The organism is Micromonospora sp. NPDC049203 (assembly GCF_043197215.1).
In the GTDB taxonomy this organism is placed as follows: domain Bacteria; phylum Actinomycetota; class Actinomycetes; order Mycobacteriales; family Micromonosporaceae; genus Micromonospora.
Window position 1 is genome coordinate 285,127 of record NZ_JBICSV010000002.1, and the last position, 20,268, is coordinate 305,394.

A 20,268-nucleotide genomic window follows, 5' to 3' on the forward strand; every position below is an offset into this window, starting at 1 on the left:
ATAGTGGCGAGGAGATCTGTCTCCTTGCCATTCGTTTTGCGCTCCCCACGGACCCCCTGCCCTGACCCGCCGCCTGGTGAGTCAGATCTCCCCACCCCGGGTGGAGTGCCGAGGGCGCGACGGGGCAAGAATCGACCACGAGGCCGCGGGCACGCCGCGGACTGGACGAGCGGGACCGGACGGGGTGGGGGAGACTCGGGCGATGAGCGGCGCTGACACCGACCCGCGTACGCGTGCCGACGTCTTCGCCGTGGACGGTGAGATCGGGCCGGACCTGGCGCGGATCGACTGGTCGGCGCATCCCCTCGGGCCGCCGGACACCTGGCCGCAGAGCCTGCGGACCGCGGTGCGGATCCTGCTGTCCTCCCGGTTCCCGATGTGGATGGCCTGGGGGCCGCAGCTCAGCTTCTTCTGCAACGCCGCCTACCGGCGGGACACTCTGGGCCGCAAGTACCCGTGGGCGCTGGGGCTGCCGGCGAACGAGGTGTGGGCGGAGATCTGGGACGACATCGGCCCGCGCGTCGACACCGTGCTGCGCACCGGCGAGGCCACCTGGGACGAGGGCCTGCTGCTGTTCCTGGAGCGCGCCGGCTACCGGGAGGAGACGTACCACACGTTCTCCTACAGCCCGCTGCGGGACGACGACGGCGGCCTGGTCGGGATGCTCTGCGTGGTCAGCGAGGACACCGAGCGGGTCATCGGTGAGCGGCGGATGGCCACGCTGCGTGACCTCGGCTCGGACCCGAGCGTCATCCGCACGGAGCAGGAGACGCTGGCGTTCGTCAGCCGCCAGTTGGCCCGCAACCCGCAGGACCTGCCGTTCACGCTCACCTACCTGTACGACGACGACGGCGCCCGGCTGGTGGAGGCGACCGGGCTGACGCCGGGTCACCCGGCAGCGCCGGCCGTCCTGTCCCCCGGTGACCCGGCGGCGCCATGGCCGGCCGGCGCTCCGGCCGACGGCGAGTCGGTGCGGGTCGCGCTCGACGGCCCGGCCTTCACGGACCTTCCCGCGGGTGTCTGGGCCGCCGCGCCCACCGAGGCGCTCCTGGTCCCGCTACGGCAGCAGGGCGGGGCGCCGTACGGTTTCCTGGTCGCCGGGCTGAACCGCTACCGGGCGCTGGACGACGGATACCGCGGCTTCGTGGAGCTGACCGCCGGACACCTGGCCACCGGTATCGCCAGCGCGCGCAGCTACCAGGCGCAGCAGCGGCGGGCCGAGGAGCTCGCCGAGCTGGACCGCGCGAAGACCGCGTTCTTCTCCAACATCAGCCACGAGTTCCGCACCCCCCTCACATTGATCATGGGACCGCTGGACGAGCTGCGCGGCCGGTTGCCGGACGCCGACGAACAGGTCCGCGCCGAGCTGGACGTCATCCGCCGCAACGGGCTGCGTCTGGGCAAGCTGGTGAACAGCCTGCTCGACTTCTCCCGGATCGAGGCCGGGCGGATGCAGGCCCGCTACGAACCGGTGGACCTGGCCGCGGTGACCGCCGACCTGGCGAGCGTCTTCCGGTCGGCGATCGAACGGGCCGGTCTGTCCTTCGAGGTCGACTGCCCGCCGCTGCCCGAGCCGGTGCACCTGGACGTCGGCATGTGGGAGAAGGTGGTGCTCAACCTGCTCAGCAACGCGCTGAAGTTCACCTTCGACGGCGCCATCCGGGTGGAGCTGCGCGCCGAGGGCGACGCGGCAGTGCTGCGGATCTCCGACACCGGCATCGGCGTACCCGCCGACGAGATGCCGCGCCTGTTCGAGCGGTTCCACCGCATCGAGAACGCCCGTTCCCGCTCCGACGAGGGCAGCGGGATCGGCCTGGCCCTGGTCAAGGAACTGGTCACGCTGCACGGCGGCGACATCGACGCGCACAGCGCGGTGGGCAGCGGCACCACCTTCACGATCCGGCTGCCGTTCGGCGCCGCCCACCTGCCCACCGACGCGCTCGCCCCGGCGGGCACCGGCCGGACGCCCGCGTCGGCCGAACCGTTCGTGCAGGAGGCACTGCGCTGGCTGCCCGCCGACCCGGGAGCCGCGCTCGGTGGCGACGATCCGGCCGGCGGGCCGGTCCAGCCGCTGCCCGGCGGGGCGCCGGCCCGCGTCCTGGTGGCCGACGACAACACCGACATGCGGGAGTACCTCACCCGGCTGCTGCGCTCGGCCGGGCACGAGGTGCAGGCCGTCGCCGACGGGCAGGCCGCGCTGGAGGCCGCCCGCGCGCACACCCCGGACCTGGTGGTCAGCGACGTGATGATGCCCCGGCTCGACGGCCTGCAACTGGTCGCCGCGCTGCGCGCCGACCAGCGTACGGCCGGCACCCCGGTGCTGCTGCTGTCCGCCCGCGCCGGTCAGGAGGCCTCGATCGAGGGGCTGGAGGCCGGCGCCGACGACTACCTGGTCAAGCCGTTCCCGGCCGCCGAGCTGCTGGCCCGCGTACGCGCCAACGTGGAGCTGGCCCGGCTGCGCAACCACCACGCCCGCTGGCGTACCGCGCTCGTCGACTCGTTGCAGGAGGCGTTCTTCGTCTGCGACGAGGAGGGCGCGGTGATCGAGATCAACGCGGCGTTCACCGGCATCCTCGGCTACGACACCGACGGCCTGCCCTACCCGGCGGTGCACCCGTGGTGGCCGGACCGGGAGGCCGAGCCCGAAGCGCACCGCCAGGTGGCGGAGGCGTTCTCCACGCTCGTCGGGCAGACCCGTGGCACCTACACCGTGCCGGTCACCCATCGCGACGGGCACCGGATCTGGATCTCGGCCGCGTTCAACCAGGTCGACGACCCGGACGGCGGGCGCCGGATGATCGTCGGCACGTTCCGGGACGTCACCGCCGAGCACTACGCGGTGCAGCGGGAGACCGCCCTGGCCGGGCTGAGCATGCGGCTGTCGCAGGCCGAGGACCTCACCGACGCGCTGCACGGGGTGCTGGACGAGCTGCGCAAGCTGTGGCGGGCGGCGGGCGTGCTCACCGCCGTCTTCGGTGACCTGCCCGCCCCCGACGTGACCGCCACCGACCCGGCGGCACGGTGGGAGACGTTGCCGCACGAGCGCCGGCAGGCGTTGCTCGCGCTGCGGGACACGCCGCTGCTGACCCCGGTGGCGACACGTACGCACGGGGCCGGCATCGCCGTCGAACACCCGCACGGCACCATGGCGCTCTGGATCGACCTGGGCGAGAAGCGGCCCTTCACCGAGCAGGACCAGACCCTGCTGGCGCTGCTGGCCGGCCACATCGGCCAGGGACTGCACCGGGTGCACCAGATCGACCAGCAGCGGGAGACCGCGCTGGCCCTGCAGCGGGCGATCCTCGGCCCGGCGCAACTACCCGCCGGTTTCGCGGTGCGGTACTCCCCCGCCGCGATGCCGCTCAAGGTCGGCGGCGACTGGTACGACACAGTGGAACTCCCGGACGGGCGCATCGGCATCGTGGTCGGCGACTGCGTGGGACACGGCCTGCGGGCCGCCACGGTGATGGGGCAGTTGCGCAGCGCCTGCCGGGCGCTGCTGTTGCAGGACCCCAGCCCGGCCGGGACGCTCGTGGCCCTGGACCGGTTCGCCGCGCTGCTGCCGGGTGCGGCCTGCGCCACCGTCTTCTGCGGCGTCCTCGACCCGGCCACCGGCCTGCTGCGCTACTCCAGCGCCGGTCACCCGCCGGCCATCGTGGTCCGCGCCGACGGCACTCCCGAGCTCCTGCAGCACGGCCGGTCCCGGCCGCTGGCCGTACGCGCGGGCCAGGAACGGCCGGAGGCGGAGGCGACGGTGCCGCCGCGCGCCACCCTGATGCTCTACACCGACGGCCTGGTGGAGCGCCGCCGCCAGCCGATCACCACCGGCATCGCCCGCGCGACCGACGCGATCCAGCAGGGCCACCAGGCACCGGTCGAGACCCTGGCCACGGAGATCATGGACCGGCTCACCCCCGACGGCGGCTACCACGACGACGTGGCGCTGCTGCTCTACCGCCACCCCGGGCCGCTGGAACTCGAGTTCCCCGCCGAGTCGACGCGGCTGGCCGAGGTCCGCACCGCGCTGCGGGGCTGGCTGGACCGCTGCGGGCTCGCCCCGGCCCACGCCTACAACATCCTGGTGGCGGCCGGGGAGGCGTGCGCCAACGCGATCGAGCACGGGCACCGCGACGACCCGGGCGGCCGGATCCGGCTACGCGCCGCCGCCACCGCCGGCGGCCTGCGCCTGAGCGTCACCGACAGCGGGCACTGGCGGGACCGGGACCAGCCTCCCGACCCGCACCGCGGCCGGGGACTCGTGCTCATGCGCGCGCTGATGGACAGCATCAGCGTCACCCCCGGGGCCACCGGCACCACAGTCGACATGCAGGCGAGGATCACGCCATGAGCACGTCCCTGACTCTGACCACGAGCGACAGCCCCGACGGCGTACGCGTGCTGACCGCCGTCGGTGAGATCGACATGAGCAACGCGTCCACGTTCGCCGACGCGCTGGCCGAGGCCGTACGCCCCGACGGTGAACCCCTGGTGGTGGACCTCACCAAGGTGGAGTACCTGGACAGCGCCGGGCTGGCCGCGCTGTTCCCGCACGCCGACCGGATCGCGTTGATCGCCGGCCCGCTGCTGGAGCCGCTGCTGACCATCTCCGGGCTGGCCGACCTCACCACGGTCCGCGGCGCCTGACACCCGCACGGGCGTCAGGCGCCGCCCGCGAGGTCAGGCGCCGTGGCGCACGATCACCAGCGGCGAGTGGGCGTGGTGCAGCACCGCGTGGCTGACCGAGCCGAGAAGCAGCCCGCCCAGCGCGCCGCGGCCGTGCGCGCCGACCACGACCAGCTGGGCGTCCTTCGACTCCTCGACCAGCACCCGGGCCGGGGCGCCGGAGATCGACCGCTGCCGCACCGGCACGTCCGGGTAACGCTCGGCCCAGCCGGCGATCGACTCGGCGACGACGCGCCGGGACTCCTCGGCGAGCGCCTCCGGGTCGTACACCAGGGGGAGGATGTCGCCGGGGCCGATCGGAGTGGGGTACAGCCAGGCGTGCACCACGATCAGCGGCGCGCTCCGGCGGTCGGCCTCCTCGTACGCGAATCCGACCGCCGCCGTGGACAGCTCGGAGCCGTCCACACCGACCACGACCGGGCCGTCGGCGCGCGCCTCGCCGCGCGTCACCAGCACCGGGCAGTGCGCGCGGGCCGACACCTGGAGCGTGACCGAGCCGATCAGCAGACCGGCGAATCCGCCCAGGCCGCGGTGGCCGAGCACGACCAGCGCCGCGTCGCGGGACTCGGCGACCAGCACCGCCGCCGGAGCGCCGTCGACCACCACGCCGGTCACCGGTACGTCCGGCGCGACCTTGCGGGCCTCGGCGACCGCCTCGGCGGCGCAGCGCTCGGCCTGGTTGCGCAGGCCGGCGCCGGCCGGCGCACCCGGGGCCGGGGTGAGCGGCGCGCGGGTCAGCGGCCAGATGAACGCGTGGACCACCTGCAGCGGGCGGTTCCGGTCGGCGGCCTCACGGGCGGCCACCCGGACCGCGTCCCGCGAGGCGGCGGAGCCGTCCACACCCACCACGACGGGGGCCTGCGAGTGGAGCGTCATGTCGTCCTCCTTCACTCGTCCTCAGCCTGCCCGTCAGGCGGCCGGCCGGGCAGGGCCCGCGGTCCCGGCGTGGGGGTCGTTGGTCCCGCGAAAGCGGCGGGTCAGACGCAGCACCAGGCCGGGCAGCACACCGATCGCGGCGCAGGCGAGCAGGTCGAGCGCGCTCAGCGGGGACGTGCCGAGCAGCTCGCGCAGCGGCGGCAGCAGCACGCCCGCCACCTGGAGCACAGCGGAGATCGCGACGGCCACCGGCAGCGCGAGGTTGCGTTCGCGCGTGCCCGGGGTGCGGGTCGCGCGGACCGCCAGCGCGACGCCGAGCTGGGCCAGGCCGAGCACCACGAACACCACCGACTGCCACGGCCGGTCCGCCGCGGCGGCCCACACACCGGCGCCGAGCGTCGCCGCGGCGATCAGCGCGCCGGTGAGCAGCACGTCCCGGCCCAGGCCGCCGCCGAGGACCGACTCCTGCGGGGAGCGGGGTGGCCGGCGCAGCGTGCCCGGCTCGGCCGGTTCCGCGCCGAGCGCCACCCCGGGAACGCCGTGGGTGAGCAGGTTGATCCAGAGGATCTGCGCCGGCAGCAGCGGCACCGGCAGGCCGAACAGCGGACCGAGGAGCATCACCGCGATCTCGGCCACGCCACCGGCGAGCGCGTAGCGCAGGAACCGGCGGATGTTGTCGTAGATCCGGCGGCCCTCGCCGATGGCGGTCGCCACGGTGGTCAGGTCGTCGTCGACGAGCACCAGGTCGGATGCCTGCCGGGCCACCTCGGTGCCGCCGCCCATGGCCACTCCGATGTCGGCGCGGCGCAGCGCCGGGGCGTCGTTGACGCCGTCACCTGTCATCGCCACCACGTGGCCCTGGGTCTGGAGACCGGCGATGATGTCGAGCTTCTGCTCCGGCTGGGTCCGCGCGTACACCCGGGTCTCGGGGTGGGCGCGGCCCGGGTCGCCGTCGTCGCCGTTGGCGAGCGGGTCGCCGTCGCGCCAGAGCCCGAGCCGCCCGCCGATGGCGGCGGCGGTCGCCGGGTGGTCGCCGGTGATGAGGACCAGCCGGATGCCGGCCTCCTCGAAACCCGCGGCGATGCCGGGCGCCGCCGCGCGCAGCGGGTCGCCGACCGCGACCAGGCCCAGCGGGCGCAGGCCGGTCGGCCGGGCCGGGTCCGGCAGGGTGTCGGCCACCGCCGAGGCGACCGCGAGCACGCGCAGCCCTTCGGCGGCGAGCCGGTGCGCGGCGTCGGTCAGCTCGGCCAGTTCCCCGGCGTCGGCGTCCACCAGCGGCGCGGCCAGCAGGTTCTCCGGTGCGCCCTTGCAGACCATCAGGTAGCGCCCGTCGCTACGGCGGTGCACTGTGGTCATCCGGCGCAGGTCCTGGTCGAACGGGGCCTCCGCGACCCGGGGCCAGGCGTCGCGGGTGGTGTCCGGGTCCAGACCGCACCGGGCGCCGAACGTGACGAGCGCCGCCTCCAGCGGGTCACCGATGGCGGTCCACTCCGGCCGTTCGTCGGTGGGCGCGCTCACCGTGGCGTCGTTGCAGAGCAGCCCGGCGCGGGCGAGGGCGCGCAGCTCGTCGGGGGCACTCACCGGTTCGCCCCGGTGGTGCACCTCGCCGTCGGGCGCGTAGCCGGTGCCGGTGACGGCGTAGCGGTCGCGGCCGGGGACGACCGCGTACTGCACCGCCATCCGGCCTTCGGTGAGCGTGCCGGTCTTGTCGGAGGCGATCACCGTGACCGAGCCGAGGGTCTCCACCGCGTGCAGGCGGCGGGGGATGGCCCGGCTGCCGGCCATCCGGCGCGCGCCCAGGGCGAGCGCGAGCGTGACGACGGCGGGCAGCGATTCCGGTACGGCCGCCACCACGAGGCTGACCGCGGTGACCGCCATCTGCGTGACCGGCCGCCCGTCGAGCACGCCGATGGCGAAGACCAGCCCGGAGAGCAGCACGGCGGTCAGGCCGAGCACCCGGCCGAGCGAGGAGAGGCGTCGTTGCAGCGGGGTGGGCGCCGGCCGGGTCGCCGCGACCAGGGCGCTGATCCGGCCCAGTGCGCTCGCCGCGCCGGTACGTACCACGGTTCCGGTGGCACGGCCGGTGGTGACCACGGTGCCCGCGCTCGCCTCCTCCCCCGCGACCCGGGCCACCGGCACCGACTCGCCGGTCAGCGCCGACTCGTCCAGACTGAGGCGTACCGCGTCGGTGAGGCCCAGGTCGGCGGGCACCACGTCGCCCGCCTCCAGCCGGACCAGGTCGCCGCGGACCAGGTCGGCGGCGGGCAGCACGAGGTCGCGGCCGTCGCGTACGACGCGCGCGGTCGGCGCGGCGAGCCGGTCCAGCGCCGCGACCGCCCGGTCGGCGCGTACCTCCTGCACCACGCCGATCGCCGTGTTGATCAGGACGACCAGGACGATCACCGCGGTGTCCGGGTAGTCGCGCAGCAGCGTGGTCACCACTGCGGCGGCCAGCAGGAGCGCCACCAGCGGGTCGGTGAGCTGGCGGAGGACCCGGCCGGCGAGGCCGCGCTTGCGCGGGGCGGCCACGGTGTTCGGCCCGTCGGCGCGCAGCCGGGCGGCCGCCTCGGCGGAGCCGAGCCCGGTCGCGGGGGCCGGAGAGATCTCGGTGGGCGTCGTCGCTGTAGCGGGCCCGCCGTTGATCACCACATCGTCCTCCATGTCGTCGCCGCCCGCGCCGGGCATTACCAGCATGCCGCGCGATTGTCCCCGGTTAGCAGGCCCGAGGGCCCGCCGGGCCCGGGACCAACGGCCCTGCGCGGTACGGGGCAGCGCGGCGCCCGGCTCGTCGGTAATGTCTGCGCGGTGAGCCGGACACTCAGCGCCACCGGGCCGAGACCTCACTCGGGTCACCGGTGGGTCCGCGGCGCGCTCGCGGTGCTTCTGCTCGCGTCGGTCGGCTGCGGGAAGGCGATCGGGGAGCAGAGCGGCGACACACTGGCGCGCGACGCCGCGGCGGTGGAGGCGAAGCAGCTCAACACGGAGTTGGGCCACCGTAACCGGGTGCGCGACGCGGGGTCGATCGCGGCGGCCGAGATCGTCCAGGAGACGGAGGACGCCACGTCGGGCGGCGGTGCGGCAGTCCGGCGGGAGGCGCTGGCCTGGTCCGGCCGCACCGCCGGGGACGAGCGGGCCACCGTCGACGTGCGGTTCGTGGTGACGGTGCCCGAGCAGCCGGCGGTGTCGATCGGCGGCGCGAGCAACACCGCCGGTGAGGCCGTCCGCTGCTACCGCTACGAGTTCCAGCTCTACCGCTACACGACGTACCACGAGATCGGCTGCCCGAGCGGCGCTGCTCCCCCGCCGCCCACTGCCGCGCCGGTGCCGCGCCTGCCCGAGGACGGGCGGAAGCGGCTGACAGCGGTGCTGCGCGACGCCACCCCCGCCACGCTCGCCGCAGCGGTGCGGGCGGCCTTCCCGCAGGAGTGGATCACGGTCGACACGACTGTGCACGAGGGCGCGCTCGTCGCCGCCGTCGGCGTACCGGCCGAACGGGACTGCCTGCTGCTCGTCCGCACGCCCGCCGGGAAGATCGACTCTCCCGGGTACGACCGGATCTGGCTGGAACCGGGCGAGACCGGCTGCAAGACGGGCCTGTACGTCTCACCGCCGCGCTGAGCACGTGCCGGTTTGCCGCGCGACGGCCGGGGCACCTGACGGGCATGACGGATCCGGAGCAGTCCCAGCGGCAGCAGGAGGGCGCGCTCGAGCGCGGGCAGGTGTTCCAGGACGCGGAGGGGCGGCGCACCCGGGATCCGGGCGCCGGGGCGGAGAACGCCGAGAGCGAGGCCGACCGCAACGCCGAGCACCTGGCACGCGGCGAGGTCGGCCCGGGCGTCCCGGAGGACTGACACCCCGACCCGGATGTCAATGTAGCGTTGACGGGTGACCCTGGGGAGCCTGTCCGAGATGGCCGCGGCCCGGGTCGCGCTGGACGACCGCGAGCTGGACCTGATCGACCGGGCCCGCCACGACGGCGCCACCTGGGCCGAGATCGCGCAGGCGCTGGGCCTGGCCAGCCGGCAGGCCGCCGAGCAGCGCCGGCAACGCCTCGTGGCGGCCCGCCGTGCCCGGCTGAGCCGGCTCGACCCGGCCGGCTCCCCCGATCTGCCCGCGCTCCGGGCAGGCGTCACCGACCTGCACCGCTGGATCGACGCGGACCGTGCGTGGGACGGCCGCTTCCCCCGCGCGGCACTGACCCGCCGCACCTGCGCGCTCGCGCTCGACGCCGCCGCCGGGCCACTGCACACGCTGGCCGCACACCTCGCCGACGACCTGGCCGGCGCCGGGCAGCGGCTGCCCGGCCCGGCACGCGACGCGGCCCGGCGCATCACCACCGCACTGTCAACCTTTCGTTGACATGCGATCGACACATTGCCTCGTCATGGCTCAACTCGGAAGGATGTGAGTCCATCGGACTCAACCTTTCGGGGGATCCATGCGTCGCAACGCCGTCCTGTTCGTGGCCGTCTCACTGCTGTCCGGCCTCGGCGGCAGCGCCATGGCGCTGGTCTCCGGCATCTGGATCCTGGACCTCACCGGTTCCACCGGGCTCGCCGCCCTGGCCGGTCTCTGCGTCTACGCCCCGACACTGGCCGGACCGTGGCTCGGCGGCCTGCTCGACCGGGCGCCCCGGCGCCCCCTGGTGATCGGCGTCGACCTCGCGCTGGCCGCCGCGCTGCTGAGCCTGCTGGCGGTCCGCGGGCCCGGCCAGGCGTGGCTGATCTACGCCGTCTCGCTCGCCTACGGCGTCGGCTACGTGCTCGTCGACGCCGGCGAGACCGCGCTGCTGCCCGCCGCGCTCCCGCCGGCCCGGCTGGCCGACGTCAACGGCTGGCGGTCGAGCGCGCAGGAGGGCATGAAGCTGGTGGCGCCGCTGGCCGGGGCGGGTCTGTACGCGTGGCAGGGCGGGCACGTCGTCGCGGTGCTCGCCGCCGTCGTACCGGTGCTCGTGGCCGCCCTGTACGGCGCGTTACGCCTGACGCGGACGGCACCCGTTCCCCCGCCCGCGCGCCCGGTGGGAGTGCGGGACGGGCTCGCCGCGCTCCTGGCCCGGCGGGCGGTACGCGTGCCGGTGGCGCTCGCGGCGGTGTCCATCGCGATGTCCGGTTTCACCACCGCGGCGCTGTACGACGTGGTGGTGACGGACCTGGCGCTGCCGGCGACCTTTCTCGGCGCGCTGGCGAGCGCGCAGGGCGGGGGCTCGCTGCTCGCCGGGCTGGTCGTCGGCCGGCTCGTCCGCCGCCACGGCGAGATCACGGTCGGGGTCGCCGGCGCCGTCCTGTTCGCCGCCGGCTGCCTGGGACGCTGCCTGCCGTGGTGGCCGGGCACGCTCACCGCCTCGGTGGTGATCGGCGTCGGTCTGCCGTGGACGCTCGTCGCGGCGGTCACCGCCGTGCAGACGTACACGCCGCAGGCGATGCTCGGGCGGGTCGCCGCAAGCGCGAACACGGCGATGTTCGGCCCGATCACACTCGCCATCCCGCTCGGGTCGGCGGCGGTCGCCGTCGGCGGCCGGCCGCCACTGGTGCTCGCCGCAGTGGTGTGCCTGGCCGCGGCGCTGGTCGTTCGCGGCCGCCTGACCGCGCGGATGCGGCCCGTCCCCCAGGGGTGAGGGGACGGGCCGCACGATCGTCAGCGCCAGGTGTCGCTGACGGCCCGGGTGCCGCCGGCCGGCGTGGTGAGCGTCCGGTTCGCGCCGGACTCCCAGGTCACCGTGCCGTCCGGGTTCTTCTTGACGTACTTGTACTCGACCGCGGTGTTGGCGGGCAGGTCGACGGTGGCCCGCCACACGGGGTAGGCGGCCGACGAGAGCGCGACCGCGCTGGCCGGGTTCCAGCCGCCGAGCGCCGGGATGTTGCCGACCACGAACACGTTCTGCCCGTAGACGGTGGTCGCGGTGACGGCGAACGTGGTGGCGACAGCCGTGCTGACGGTGTCGCCGCGGAACGTCTCGCTCACCGCGGCCGTGCCGCCGGCCGGCGTGGTGAGCGTCCGGTTCGCGCCGGACTCCCAGGTGGCGGCACCGGAGGCGGTCAGCTTGACGAACTTGTACTCCAGCGCGGTGGACCGGGGCAGGTCGACGGTGGCGCGGTAGGTGCCGCCGCCCTGCGCGGTGAGCTTGACGCCGCGCGCGGGCGTCCACGAGCCCAGCTCGGGGATGCCGCCGACGACGTACACGTCCTGGCCGGCGGCCAGGTTCGCGGTGACGGTGAACGTGGTGGCGATCCGGTCACTCGGGCTGACCGTGGGGGACGCGGTCGGCGAGGCCGTCGGCGACGCGGTCGGAGAAGTGGTCGGGGAGGCCGTCGGGGACGGGTTCGCGCCCGGCCGGGCGTTCACGTGGATCGCGACCGCGTCGTTGGCCGGGATCGTCACCGTCGCCCGGCCGCCGGAGACGGTCACCGTGGAGCCGGTGCAGCCGCTGCCGGTGGCGACGCCGGAGATGACGTCGCAGTACCGGCCGTCGGCGAGCTCGGTGACGAAGGTGGCGGTGGTGGCGGAGCCGGAGTCGTTGATGCCGATCCACGCCCGGTCGCCCCGGTGGAAGCCGATCACGTTGCTGCTCACAGTGGTGAAGTCCGAGACGGTCTTCACCTGGCGGGCGGTGTTGGCCCAGCCCACCATGCCCTTGACGCCGGTGCTGCGGCTCAGGCAGGTCCAGGCGGTGCCGCAGACCGTGTCGGTGACCCGTCCGGTGCCGTCGTGCGGCGGGGACTGGTTGCGGTTGGACCAGGTGAAGCTGTCGTAGACCGACGGCTTGCCGTGCGGATAGGCAAGCGCGAAGTAGTTGGCCAGCACGTAGTCGGTGCCGTTCTTGTACGACAGCACCACGCCGTCGCGCTCCAGGTCATGGTTGGTGACCATGGCGAAGACGTTCGCGCCGGGCGCGTCGAGGTTCCAGCTCGGCACGTTCGCCAGCGCCGAGACGGAGCCCTGGAACGCCGAGCGGATGCCCTTGGCGTACGCGAAGTCGAGCACGTCGCCGTTGCCGATGTACGCGCGGGCCTGCAACGCCGGGTTGCTCGCCCCGTCGAAGATCTCCTGCGCGACGTACGGACGCCGGCCCTCGGCGGCCGTGTTGTTCAGCTTGCCGAGGATGGCCGCGAAGTCGTCCTTGCGGATGTGCTTGACCGCGTCGACCCGGAAGCCGTCGACGCCGAGCCCGATCAGGTCGTTGAGGTAGCCGGCGATCTTGTTGCGGACCGCTTCCTTCTCGGTGTACAGGTCGGACAGCGACAGCAGCTCGCAGCTCGTGACCTGGGCCTCGTTGTTCCAGTCGCTGATCGCGCCGCCGGTCGGGCAGTTGTCACCGGGGCGGTGGAAGTCGCCGGCGCCGTACGGCACGGCCGGGTAGCTGTAGCCGGAGAACTCGGTGCCGGCGTAGCCGCGCGTACCGGCCGGGTTGTTGGTGCCGGCCATGTGGTTGACCACCGCGTCGACGTAGACGCGGACACCCGCGTTGTGGCACGCGGTGACCATGGCGGCGAACTGCTGGCGGTTGCCGAACCGGCTGTCCAGCTTGTACGACACCGGCTGGTACACCTCGTACCAGGGGTACGCGCCGTCGGCGCTGGCCGGCAGCTTCACCGACTCCTGCGGCGGCGCCACCTGCACCGCGCCGTAGCCGGCCGGTCCGAGGTGGTCGGTGCAGGCGGCGGCGACCGAGGTCCAGTTCCATTCCCAGAGGTTGGCGGTCACCTCGCTGTCGTTGAGGACGACGGCTGCGCGGGCGGGGGTCGGGGTGGTGGTGGCAGCGGCGACGGCGACAGTGCCGCCGGCCGCGACGAGCGCGGCGGCGAGCAGCAGGCGACCGGCGCGGCCACGGGGGTGTGGCCTGGCGGATGGCATGGTCGGGGGACCTCTTCCGTGGGGTCGAAAGGGTGAGCGGGGGGTGGGGCGGCCGTCCCGGGTAGCGAACACCATGCGCCATCCATGAAAGTCTTTGCAAGAGCTTGCGGCAAAGCTTTCGAAACCAGCAGGCAACACGAATGGGGCCGGATTTACGTTCACCAGCGGCGATCCACGCTGGACAGCGCGGCCGGACATCGGAGGAGCTTCCCGATGCGCGGGAGGGGTTGGCTCACTTCGCGGGACGACCGCAACTTCCGAACAGATTTTCCAGCGTTTGCGGGGCGCCCGACACCCCGCCGGACACGGACGAGCCCCGGCCCGTCGCGGCGCGACGGGCCGGGGCTCGCTCAGATGTGGCGGATCAGGCCAGGTCGAAGCGGTCCAGCTCCATGACCTTCGTCCAGGCGGCGACGAAGTCGCGGACGAACTTCTCCCGCGCGTCGTCGCTGGCGTAGACCTCGGCGAGCGCCCGCAGCTGCGAGTTGGAGCCGAAGATGAGGTCGACAGCGGTGGCGGTCCACTTCACCTGGTCGGTCGCCAGGTCCCGGATCTCGTACACGTGCTCCTCGGACTCCGCGGCCTTCCACCGGGTGCCCGGGGACAGCAGGTTGACGAAGAAGTCGTTCGTGAGCACTCCGGGCCGGTCGGTGAGCACGCCGTGCGCGGCGCCACCGACGTTGTTGCCGAGCGCGCGCAGGCCGCCGACCAGGACGGTCATCTCCGGCGCGGTCAGGTTCAGCATGTACGCGCGGTCGATGAGCAGCACCTCCGGCTGGGTCTTCTCGCCCGGCCGCAGGTAGTTGCGGAACCCGTCGGCGCGCGGCTCCATCACCCGGAACGACTCGACGTCGGTCTGCTCCTGCGTGGCGTCGGTGCGGCCCGGGTGGAACGGCACCGTCACCTCGACACCGGCGTCGCGCGCCGCCTGCTCGACAGCGGCCGAACCGGCCAGCACGATCAGGTCCGCGAGCGAGATCCGGGCGCCACCGGCGGCGTTGAACTCCTGCTGGATGCCCTCCAGGGTGGACAGCACGGTGGCGAGCTGCTCGGGCTGGTTGACCTCCCAGTTGCGCTGCGGCTCGAGCCGGATCCGCGCGCCGTTGGCGCCACCGCGCTTGTCGGTGGAGCGGTAGCTGGCGGCCGACGCCCAGGCGGTGGAGACCAGCTGGGCGGTGGTGAGGCCGGACTCCAGCACCTTTGCCTTGAGCGCGGCGACGTCGGCGTCGTTCACCAGCTCGTGCTCGACAGCCGGCACCGGGTCCTGCCAGAGCTGGGCCTCCGGCACCCACGGGCCGAGGAAACGGCTGACCGGGCCCATGTCACGGTGCAGCAGCTTGTACCAGGCCTTGGCGAACGCCAGCGCGAACTCGTCCGGGTTCTCCAGGAAGCGGCGGGAGATCTTCTCGTACGCCGGGTCGACGCGCAGCGACAGGTCAGTCGTCAGCATGGTCGGCTTGTGCTTCTTGGACGGGTCGTGGGCGTCCGGGATGATCGCCTCGGCGTCCTTGGCGACCCACTGCTTCGCGCCGCCGGGGCTGGTGGTCAGCTCCCACTCGTAGCCGAAGAGGATCTCGAAGAACCGGTTGCTCCACTCGGTCGGGCGGTCGGTCCAGGTCACCTCGAGACCGCTGGTGATCGTGTCGCCGCCCTTGCCCTCGCCGTACGTGCTCAGCCAGCCGAGGCCCTGGGCCTCCAGCGGCGCGGCCTCCGGCTCGGGGCCGACGTGCCGGTCGGCGGGGCCGGCGCCGTGGGTCTTGCCGAAGGTGTGGCCACCGGCGATCAGCGCGACGGTCTCCTCGTCGTTCATCGCCATCCGGCGGAACGTCTCGCGGATGAAGTGCGCCGCCGCCAGCGGGTCGGCGTTGCCGCGCGGGCCCTCGGGGTTGACGTAGATCAGACCCATCTCGGTCGCGCCGACGCCGGCCACCATCTCCTTCTCGGAGGAGTAGCGCTCGTCGCCCAGCCAGGCGTCCTCGGGGCCCCAGAAGATCTCCTCCGGCTCCCAGACGTCCTCACGGCCGAAGCCGAAGCCGAAGGTCTTGAAGCCCATCGCCTCTAGCGACACGTTGCCGGCGAGCACCAGCAGGTCGGCCCAGGAGATCTTCTGGCCGTACTTCTGCTTGACCGGCCAGAGCAGGCGGCGGGCCTTGTCCAGGTTGGCGTTGTCCGGCCAGCTGTTCAGCGGAGCGAACCGCTGCCCGCCGTCGCCGGCGCCACCGCGGCCGTCCTCGATCCGGTAGGTGCCGGCGGCGTGCCAGCTCATCCGGATCATCAGGCCGCCGTAGTGGCCGAAGTCGGCCGGCCACCAGTCCTGCGAGGTGGTGAGCACCTCGGTGATGTCCCGCTTGAGCGCCTCGACGTCGAGCTTGGCGAACTCCCTGGCGTAGCTGAACTCCGGCCCCAGCGGGTTGCCCTTGTCCGCGTGGGCGTGCAGCACCGACAGGTCGAGCTGGTTGGGCCACCAGTCGCGGTTGCTACGCGGACGACCGCCGGTCTTCGGGGTCGGCGAGTCGATCGCCGGGTTCTCGCTCTCGCTGCCGTGCGCGGTCACGGAGTCGTGCGCGACCGGGCAGCCGGCCGCCTCCTTGGCGTCCACGCCCTGCGGGCTGACGGGCCGGTTGTCCTGGGTGTCGCTCATCTGCTTCCTTCCGAACTGCGGATCACTGGGCGGTGCGGTCGGCCGCGCAGCCGGGGCAGGTGCCCCAGTAGACGACCTCCGCCTCGTCCACCACGAAGCCGTGGTCGTCGGAGGCGGTGAGACAGGGGGCGCGGCCGACGGCGCACTCGACGTCGGCGATGGCGCCGCAGGAACGGCACACGACGTGGTGGTGGTTGTCTCCCACCCGCGATTCGTAGCGCGCCGTGGCGCCGGCCGGCTGGATGCGCCGGATCAGCCCGGCATCGGTGAGTGCCCGCAGCACATCGTAAACCGCCTGGTGGGAGACGGTGGGCTGCTCGGCGCGGACCAGTGCGATCACGGTGTCGGTGTCGACGTGCGGGTGGTCACGCAGCGCGGCCAGCACCGCCAGGCGGGGCCGGGTCACCCGCAACGAGACCGCCCGGAGCTGCGTCTCGAAGTCGGCCGTCATACGACGACCTTAGTCCGGTCTTTTGGAATGAATCAAGTTTTTGCCGAGGTGTGTCGGCTGTCACATGACCGCGCTTCGGGCACGCGAAACGGGGGTGCCGCGCCAGGCGCGGCACCCCCTCCCCGGAAGAAGGTTCAGGCGGCGGAGCAGCTCGCCGTCGGCGTGTTGCTGTTGCCGTTCTTGTAGAGCGTGATGCCGAAGTTGTTGCCGTTGCCGTTCGGGCGCGCGGTGAGCGTGCCGCTGGTGCCGCTGACCGACGCGTTCCAGCTGTTCTGCAGGCTCTGGCCACCCTGGGTCTGGATGTTGACCACCCAGTTGCTGGTGCCGCTGACCGAGAAGGTCACGTTGAACCGGTCGCCCCACTCCTCGGCCCGGCTGACGCTGACCGTGCAGCCACCGTTGTTCGGCGGCGGGGTGGTCGGGTTGCCACCGCTGGTCCCGCCGATCGTGATGTTGGAGTTGCCGCTGCTCTGGTAGCCCTCGGTGGCCAGGATCTGGTAGTCGTGCGTACCGAGGTTCATGCCGTAGCGGGACCAGGCGTCGAAGTGGTTGCCGGCGGTGATGGTGCCGCCCACGCGCTTCGACTGCCGGACGCTCCAGTACTGGTAGAACGTCCGGGTGCCCTCGATCGACGGGGCGTTGACCCGCTGGGTCCGGTAGATGTCGTACGTGCCGCCGTCGGAGGACACCGAGCCCATGTAGCCGCTGCCCGGCGGGCGCCAGCTACCCCAGCTGTCGACGATGTAGTACTCGACCAGCGGGTTGCGCGTCCACCCGTAGAGCGTCAGGTACGCGTTGCCGGACGGGTTGAAGCTGCCGGAGTAGCTGACCGTGCGGCGCGAGCCCGGGTTCCAGCCCTTGCCGGCGACGAAGTTGTTGATATTGCTCCACTGGGTGCTGTACTGACCGCCGTTGCCCATGGTCATGGAGACGTTGCCACTGTCTTTCCAGAAGGAATAGAAGTAGCCGTTGTTGGTGCCTGTCGAGTTCGACGTGACGGTGGTGTCGGCGTAGGCCGGACCCGACGTGACCGCCGTCGCCCCGGCGGCGATCAGCGCCACGGCGCAGGCGCCGCCGAGGACCATCCTGAGGCGTCCGCGCCTGCGGATGCCCGTACGGACGGGGGCGTCTTTCATGGACGGGTTTCCTCCCTGTGACGGCTGGCGGGCGGCCAGCCGGGTGGCGCGAGCCGCGTGCGCTCGCCCGCCCGCGGACGGCGGGACCGGGGCGACAGCCGCGCCACGGCGGTGGTGGGACATCGACGTCAATCGAGATACGCCGATGGCCACAGTATTGGAGCCCTGGTTCATCCTGTCAACAAGTTCCGGAAATGTTGTGGTAACCGCAGCCCGGGCCCTGAACGGGCGTTACGGCAGCCGGAAAGGGCGTCCGATCAGCGCCTACGGAGGGAGCAGCGGGCCGCCAACCGGGGGCGAACCGGTGTCGGTTTCCGAAACTTTCGGATCCGTTCCGGATCACCGTCGCCGCACCCGGGCCGCCCCGTCGGAGTGTCCACATTGACGACCCCGCCGGCCGGTCGGTTCAATGGCGGCCGGATCGGAGCCGGACCGATTCCGGCCGGGTGAACCGAGGACGTCGCACACCCGTCCGGCGTACGCCATCACCGGAAGGACCGCCTGTGACCCCCGATGCCCCCGGCCCGCGCTCCCGGCCGCGCCGGATCCCGCGCGGCGTCGTCGCCGCCGGAGCCGCCGGCCTGGCGGCGCTGAGCCTGGTGGTCGCCGCCCTCGGCTGGAACGTCGCCACCGCCCGCGACGACGCGCCGGCCGGCCGGACCGTCACCGCCGAGCAGCTCACCGCCATCCGGGCCGCGAGCCGGTCCTGCCCCGTGCTGACCCCGGCGCGGCTGGCCGGCCAGTTGATGGCCGAGTCGGGTCTGGACGGACGGGCCGAGCGGACCGCGTCCGGCGGGCGGGGCCTGGCCGGACTGGACGACGAGCGGTGGCGGGCCTGGGCACCGTGGCCGGACGCGCAGCGCACGGACGCCGGCGCCAACGTCCTCGCGCTGGCGCACCACATGTGCGACCTGACCGGGCAGCTGCGCGCGGCGGCCGTGCCCGGCGACCCGTGGCGGCTGTCGCTGGCCGCCTTCCACACCGGCTTCGACGAGGTCCGGTCCGCCGCCGGGGTGCCGGCGGCGGCGACCGGGTACGTCGACGAGGCGACCCGGTACGCCGCGCACTACGGCCGGCTGGCCGGCTTCACCGAGTCCGGTCCGGCGGGCGAGGGCGATCGGCGGCAGCCGAAGGCGGTCCCCGCCGCGTACGTCCGCCTGGTGGTGCGGGCCGGCTCGGTGTGCCCGCAGGTGCCGCCGGCTGCGGTCGCCGCCCAGCTGATGGCCTCCTCCGGCTTCGACCCGAACCTGCTCGGCGACGACGGCCGCAAGGGCATCGCCCAGTTCCGGCCCGACGTGTGGCGTGCCCACGGGCCGGCCGGCGCCTCGCCGTGGGATCCGCAGGCGGCCGTGCCGGCGGCCGGCGCCACGCTCTGCGCGCTGCGCCGGGAACTGGCCGCGCTTGACGGCGACCCGGACCTGCTGGCGCTGGCGGCGTACCGCAACGGGACCGACGCCGTGCGCCACACCGGTGGCGACTTCGACGCCGGCACGCAGGCGTTCCTGCGCACGGTCCGGGAGTTCACCGACTTCTACGCCCTCGACGGCCGGCTGCGCGGCACGCCGCCGGGCTCCGCCACGCCCACTCCTGGCACGCGTACGCCGAAGCCGTCGTCGTCCCCGTCCACGCGCCCCTCCACGCCGTCACCGGCGGCGGGCCGTCCGGACGAGCCGGAGAAGCCGGCCGCACCGGCCCGCCCGGCCGGGGCGAAGCAACTCGTCGGCAAGGAGACCGGCCTGTGCGCCAGCGGCGGCAGCGGAGACGGCGTACGCGTCGTGCTGCGGCAGTGCCGGGAGGAGCGCCTGCAGTGGTGGACGTTCGCGTCCGACGGCAGCGTCCGGGTCGACGGCGGCCTCTGCCTGGACGTGGCCTGGGGCGAGAAGCGCGACGGCGTGCCGGTGCAGACCGCGTGGTGCAGCGGCAACCCGGCCCAGAAGTGGGAGTGGATCGAGAGTCAGGGGCGGCGTTCGCTGTTCAACCGGGCGACCGACCGCTGCCTGGACGTCGACGGGCACGCCGCGGGCGCCCCGCTGAACGCCTGGACCTGCGTGTTCAACGTGAAGCAGACCTGGTCGCTGCGCTAGCGGTGCGGCCGGGCCGCCAGCCGGACCGGATCAGGGGGTCGTGGCCAGGAAAACCCCGAACACCCCGCAGCAGACCAGGCCGACGACGGCCAGCGTGACCAGCAGGAAGCTGTAGTTGGACCACAGGCCGAACCGGGTGACGTCGGTGCCGTACCCGTCGTAGACCCGGTTGCGCCACCCGCCGAAGCGGAACGAGAGGTGGTGCGCCGCCCCCGGCTGGACCGCGAGCGCCGTGGTGATGAGCGGGACACCCATGAAGTCGGTGTACCGGACGTCGTGCGACCCGGCCGGGACCGCCACGTGCCACGTCCCCTCGCCGGGAATCGCGACCAGCTGCCGGTCGATCTTGAAGCGGCTGGTCACCGGCGCGGGGATCATGTACGGCCCGCGGTTCACCGAGACGACGAGCACGCCGCAGCCGGGCGGCGGGGCGATCGGGTGCGGGTAGGCGATCAGCGGGCTGACGCCGCCGGGCATCGGCGGGTACGGCTGCGAGGGGAGGTAGGACACGGCCAGATTCTGGCACGGCCCCGCCAACCGTCGATC

Annotated in this window: 14 protein-coding genes; 7 read left to right on the plus strand and 7 right to left on the minus strand. The window is 73.6% G+C overall.

Features of this window, described 5'->3' with window-relative positions:
* The first annotated feature begins 202 nt into the window (after nucleotides 1–202).
* Both ACGFIA_RS05935 and ACGFIA_RS05940 read left to right on the plus strand, forming a co-directional pair.
* Nucleotides 203–4,348, plus strand: coding sequence for a SpoIIE family protein phosphatase (locus tag ACGFIA_RS05935; protein WP_393258888.1), 4,146 nt, complete (start codon nucleotides 203–205; stop codon nucleotides 4,346–4,348).
* Nucleotides 4,345–4,644, plus strand: a complete 300-nt coding sequence (locus tag ACGFIA_RS05940) for an STAS domain-containing protein (protein WP_357382958.1) — start codon at nucleotides 4,345–4,347, stop codon at nucleotides 4,642–4,644. Before ACGFIA_RS05935 ends, ACGFIA_RS05940 begins: the two co-directional genes overlap by 4 nt.
* Nucleotides 4,645–4,677: 33 nt before the next feature.
* Here ACGFIA_RS05940 and ACGFIA_RS05945 read toward each other — a convergent pair whose 3' ends face one another.
* Nucleotides 4,678–5,559, minus strand: a complete 882-nt coding sequence (locus ACGFIA_RS05945) for a universal stress protein (protein WP_393258890.1) — start codon at nucleotides 5,557–5,559, stop codon at nucleotides 4,678–4,680.
* A 33-nt stretch (nucleotides 5,560–5,592) separates the two neighbouring features.
* Nucleotides 5,593–8,253, minus strand: coding sequence for a cation-transporting P-type ATPase (locus ACGFIA_RS05950; protein WP_357382954.1), 2,661 nt, complete (start codon nucleotides 8,251–8,253; stop codon nucleotides 5,593–5,595).
* A 111-nt stretch (nucleotides 8,254–8,364) separates the two neighbouring features.
* On the opposite strand from ACGFIA_RS05950, the gene ACGFIA_RS05955 reads away from it, so the two are divergent.
* The 4 genes from ACGFIA_RS05955 to ACGFIA_RS05970 all read left to right on the plus strand — a co-directional run bounded on the left by ACGFIA_RS05955 (nucleotide 8,365) and on the right by ACGFIA_RS05970 (nucleotide 11,173).
* On the plus strand, nucleotides 8,365–9,177 hold the full coding sequence (locus tag ACGFIA_RS05955; RefSeq protein WP_357382952.1) for a hypothetical protein: 813 nt from the start codon (nucleotides 8,365–8,367) through the stop codon (nucleotides 9,175–9,177).
* Between the two features lie 44 nt (nucleotides 9,178–9,221).
* On the plus strand, nucleotides 9,222–9,410 hold the full coding sequence (locus tag ACGFIA_RS05960) for a ribonuclease (RefSeq protein ID WP_357382950.1): 189 nt from the start codon (nucleotides 9,222–9,224) through the stop codon (nucleotides 9,408–9,410).
* Between the two features lie 58 nt (nucleotides 9,411–9,468).
* A complete protein-coding gene (locus ACGFIA_RS05965) occupies nucleotides 9,469–9,918 on the plus strand; it encodes a hypothetical protein (RefSeq protein ID WP_357383222.1) in 450 nt (149 codons plus the stop codon).
* 79 nt (nucleotides 9,919–9,997) lie between these two features.
* On the plus strand, nucleotides 9,998–11,173 hold the full coding sequence (locus ACGFIA_RS05970; protein ID WP_357382948.1) for an MFS transporter: 1,176 nt from the start codon (nucleotides 9,998–10,000) through the stop codon (nucleotides 11,171–11,173).
* A gap of 20 nt (nucleotides 11,174–11,193) precedes the next feature.
* Here the strand turns inward: ACGFIA_RS05970 and ACGFIA_RS05975 are convergent, their stop codons facing one another.
* The 4 genes from ACGFIA_RS05975 to ACGFIA_RS05990 form a co-directional block, all read right to left on the minus strand.
* On the minus strand, nucleotides 11,194–13,410 hold the full coding sequence (locus ACGFIA_RS05975) for a carbohydrate-binding module family 20 domain-containing protein (protein ID WP_357382946.1): 2,217 nt from the start codon (nucleotides 13,408–13,410) through the stop codon (nucleotides 11,194–11,196).
* Between the two features lie 364 nt (nucleotides 13,411–13,774).
* Nucleotides 13,775–16,051 (minus strand): catalase/peroxidase HPI, encoded by a 2,277-nt coding sequence (gene katG / locus ACGFIA_RS05980; protein ID WP_357382944.1) that lies wholly within the window; start codon nucleotides 16,049–16,051, stop codon nucleotides 13,775–13,777.
* A 22-nt stretch (nucleotides 16,052–16,073) separates the two neighbouring features.
* Nucleotides 16,074–16,502, minus strand: coding sequence for a Fur family transcriptional regulator (locus tag ACGFIA_RS05985; protein ID WP_302907400.1), 429 nt, complete (start codon nucleotides 16,500–16,502; stop codon nucleotides 16,074–16,076).
* A 134-nt stretch (nucleotides 16,503–16,636) separates the two neighbouring features.
* Nucleotides 16,637–17,638, minus strand: coding sequence for a glycoside hydrolase family 11 protein (locus ACGFIA_RS05990; RefSeq protein WP_357382941.1), 1,002 nt, complete (start codon nucleotides 17,636–17,638; stop codon nucleotides 16,637–16,639).
* Between the two features lie 503 nt (nucleotides 17,639–18,141).
* Between ACGFIA_RS05990 and ACGFIA_RS05995 the strand changes: the two genes are divergently transcribed.
* Nucleotides 18,142–19,722, plus strand: a complete 1,581-nt coding sequence (locus ACGFIA_RS05995) for a ricin-type beta-trefoil lectin domain protein (protein WP_393258895.1) — start codon at nucleotides 18,142–18,144, stop codon at nucleotides 19,720–19,722.
* A gap of 30 nt (nucleotides 19,723–19,752) precedes the next feature.
* Here ACGFIA_RS05995 and ACGFIA_RS06000 read toward each other — a convergent pair whose 3' ends face one another.
* Nucleotides 19,753–20,232, minus strand: coding sequence for a hypothetical protein (locus tag ACGFIA_RS06000; RefSeq protein ID WP_357382937.1), 480 nt, complete (start codon nucleotides 20,230–20,232; stop codon nucleotides 19,753–19,755).
* Nucleotides 20,233–20,268: the final 36 nt, after the last annotated feature.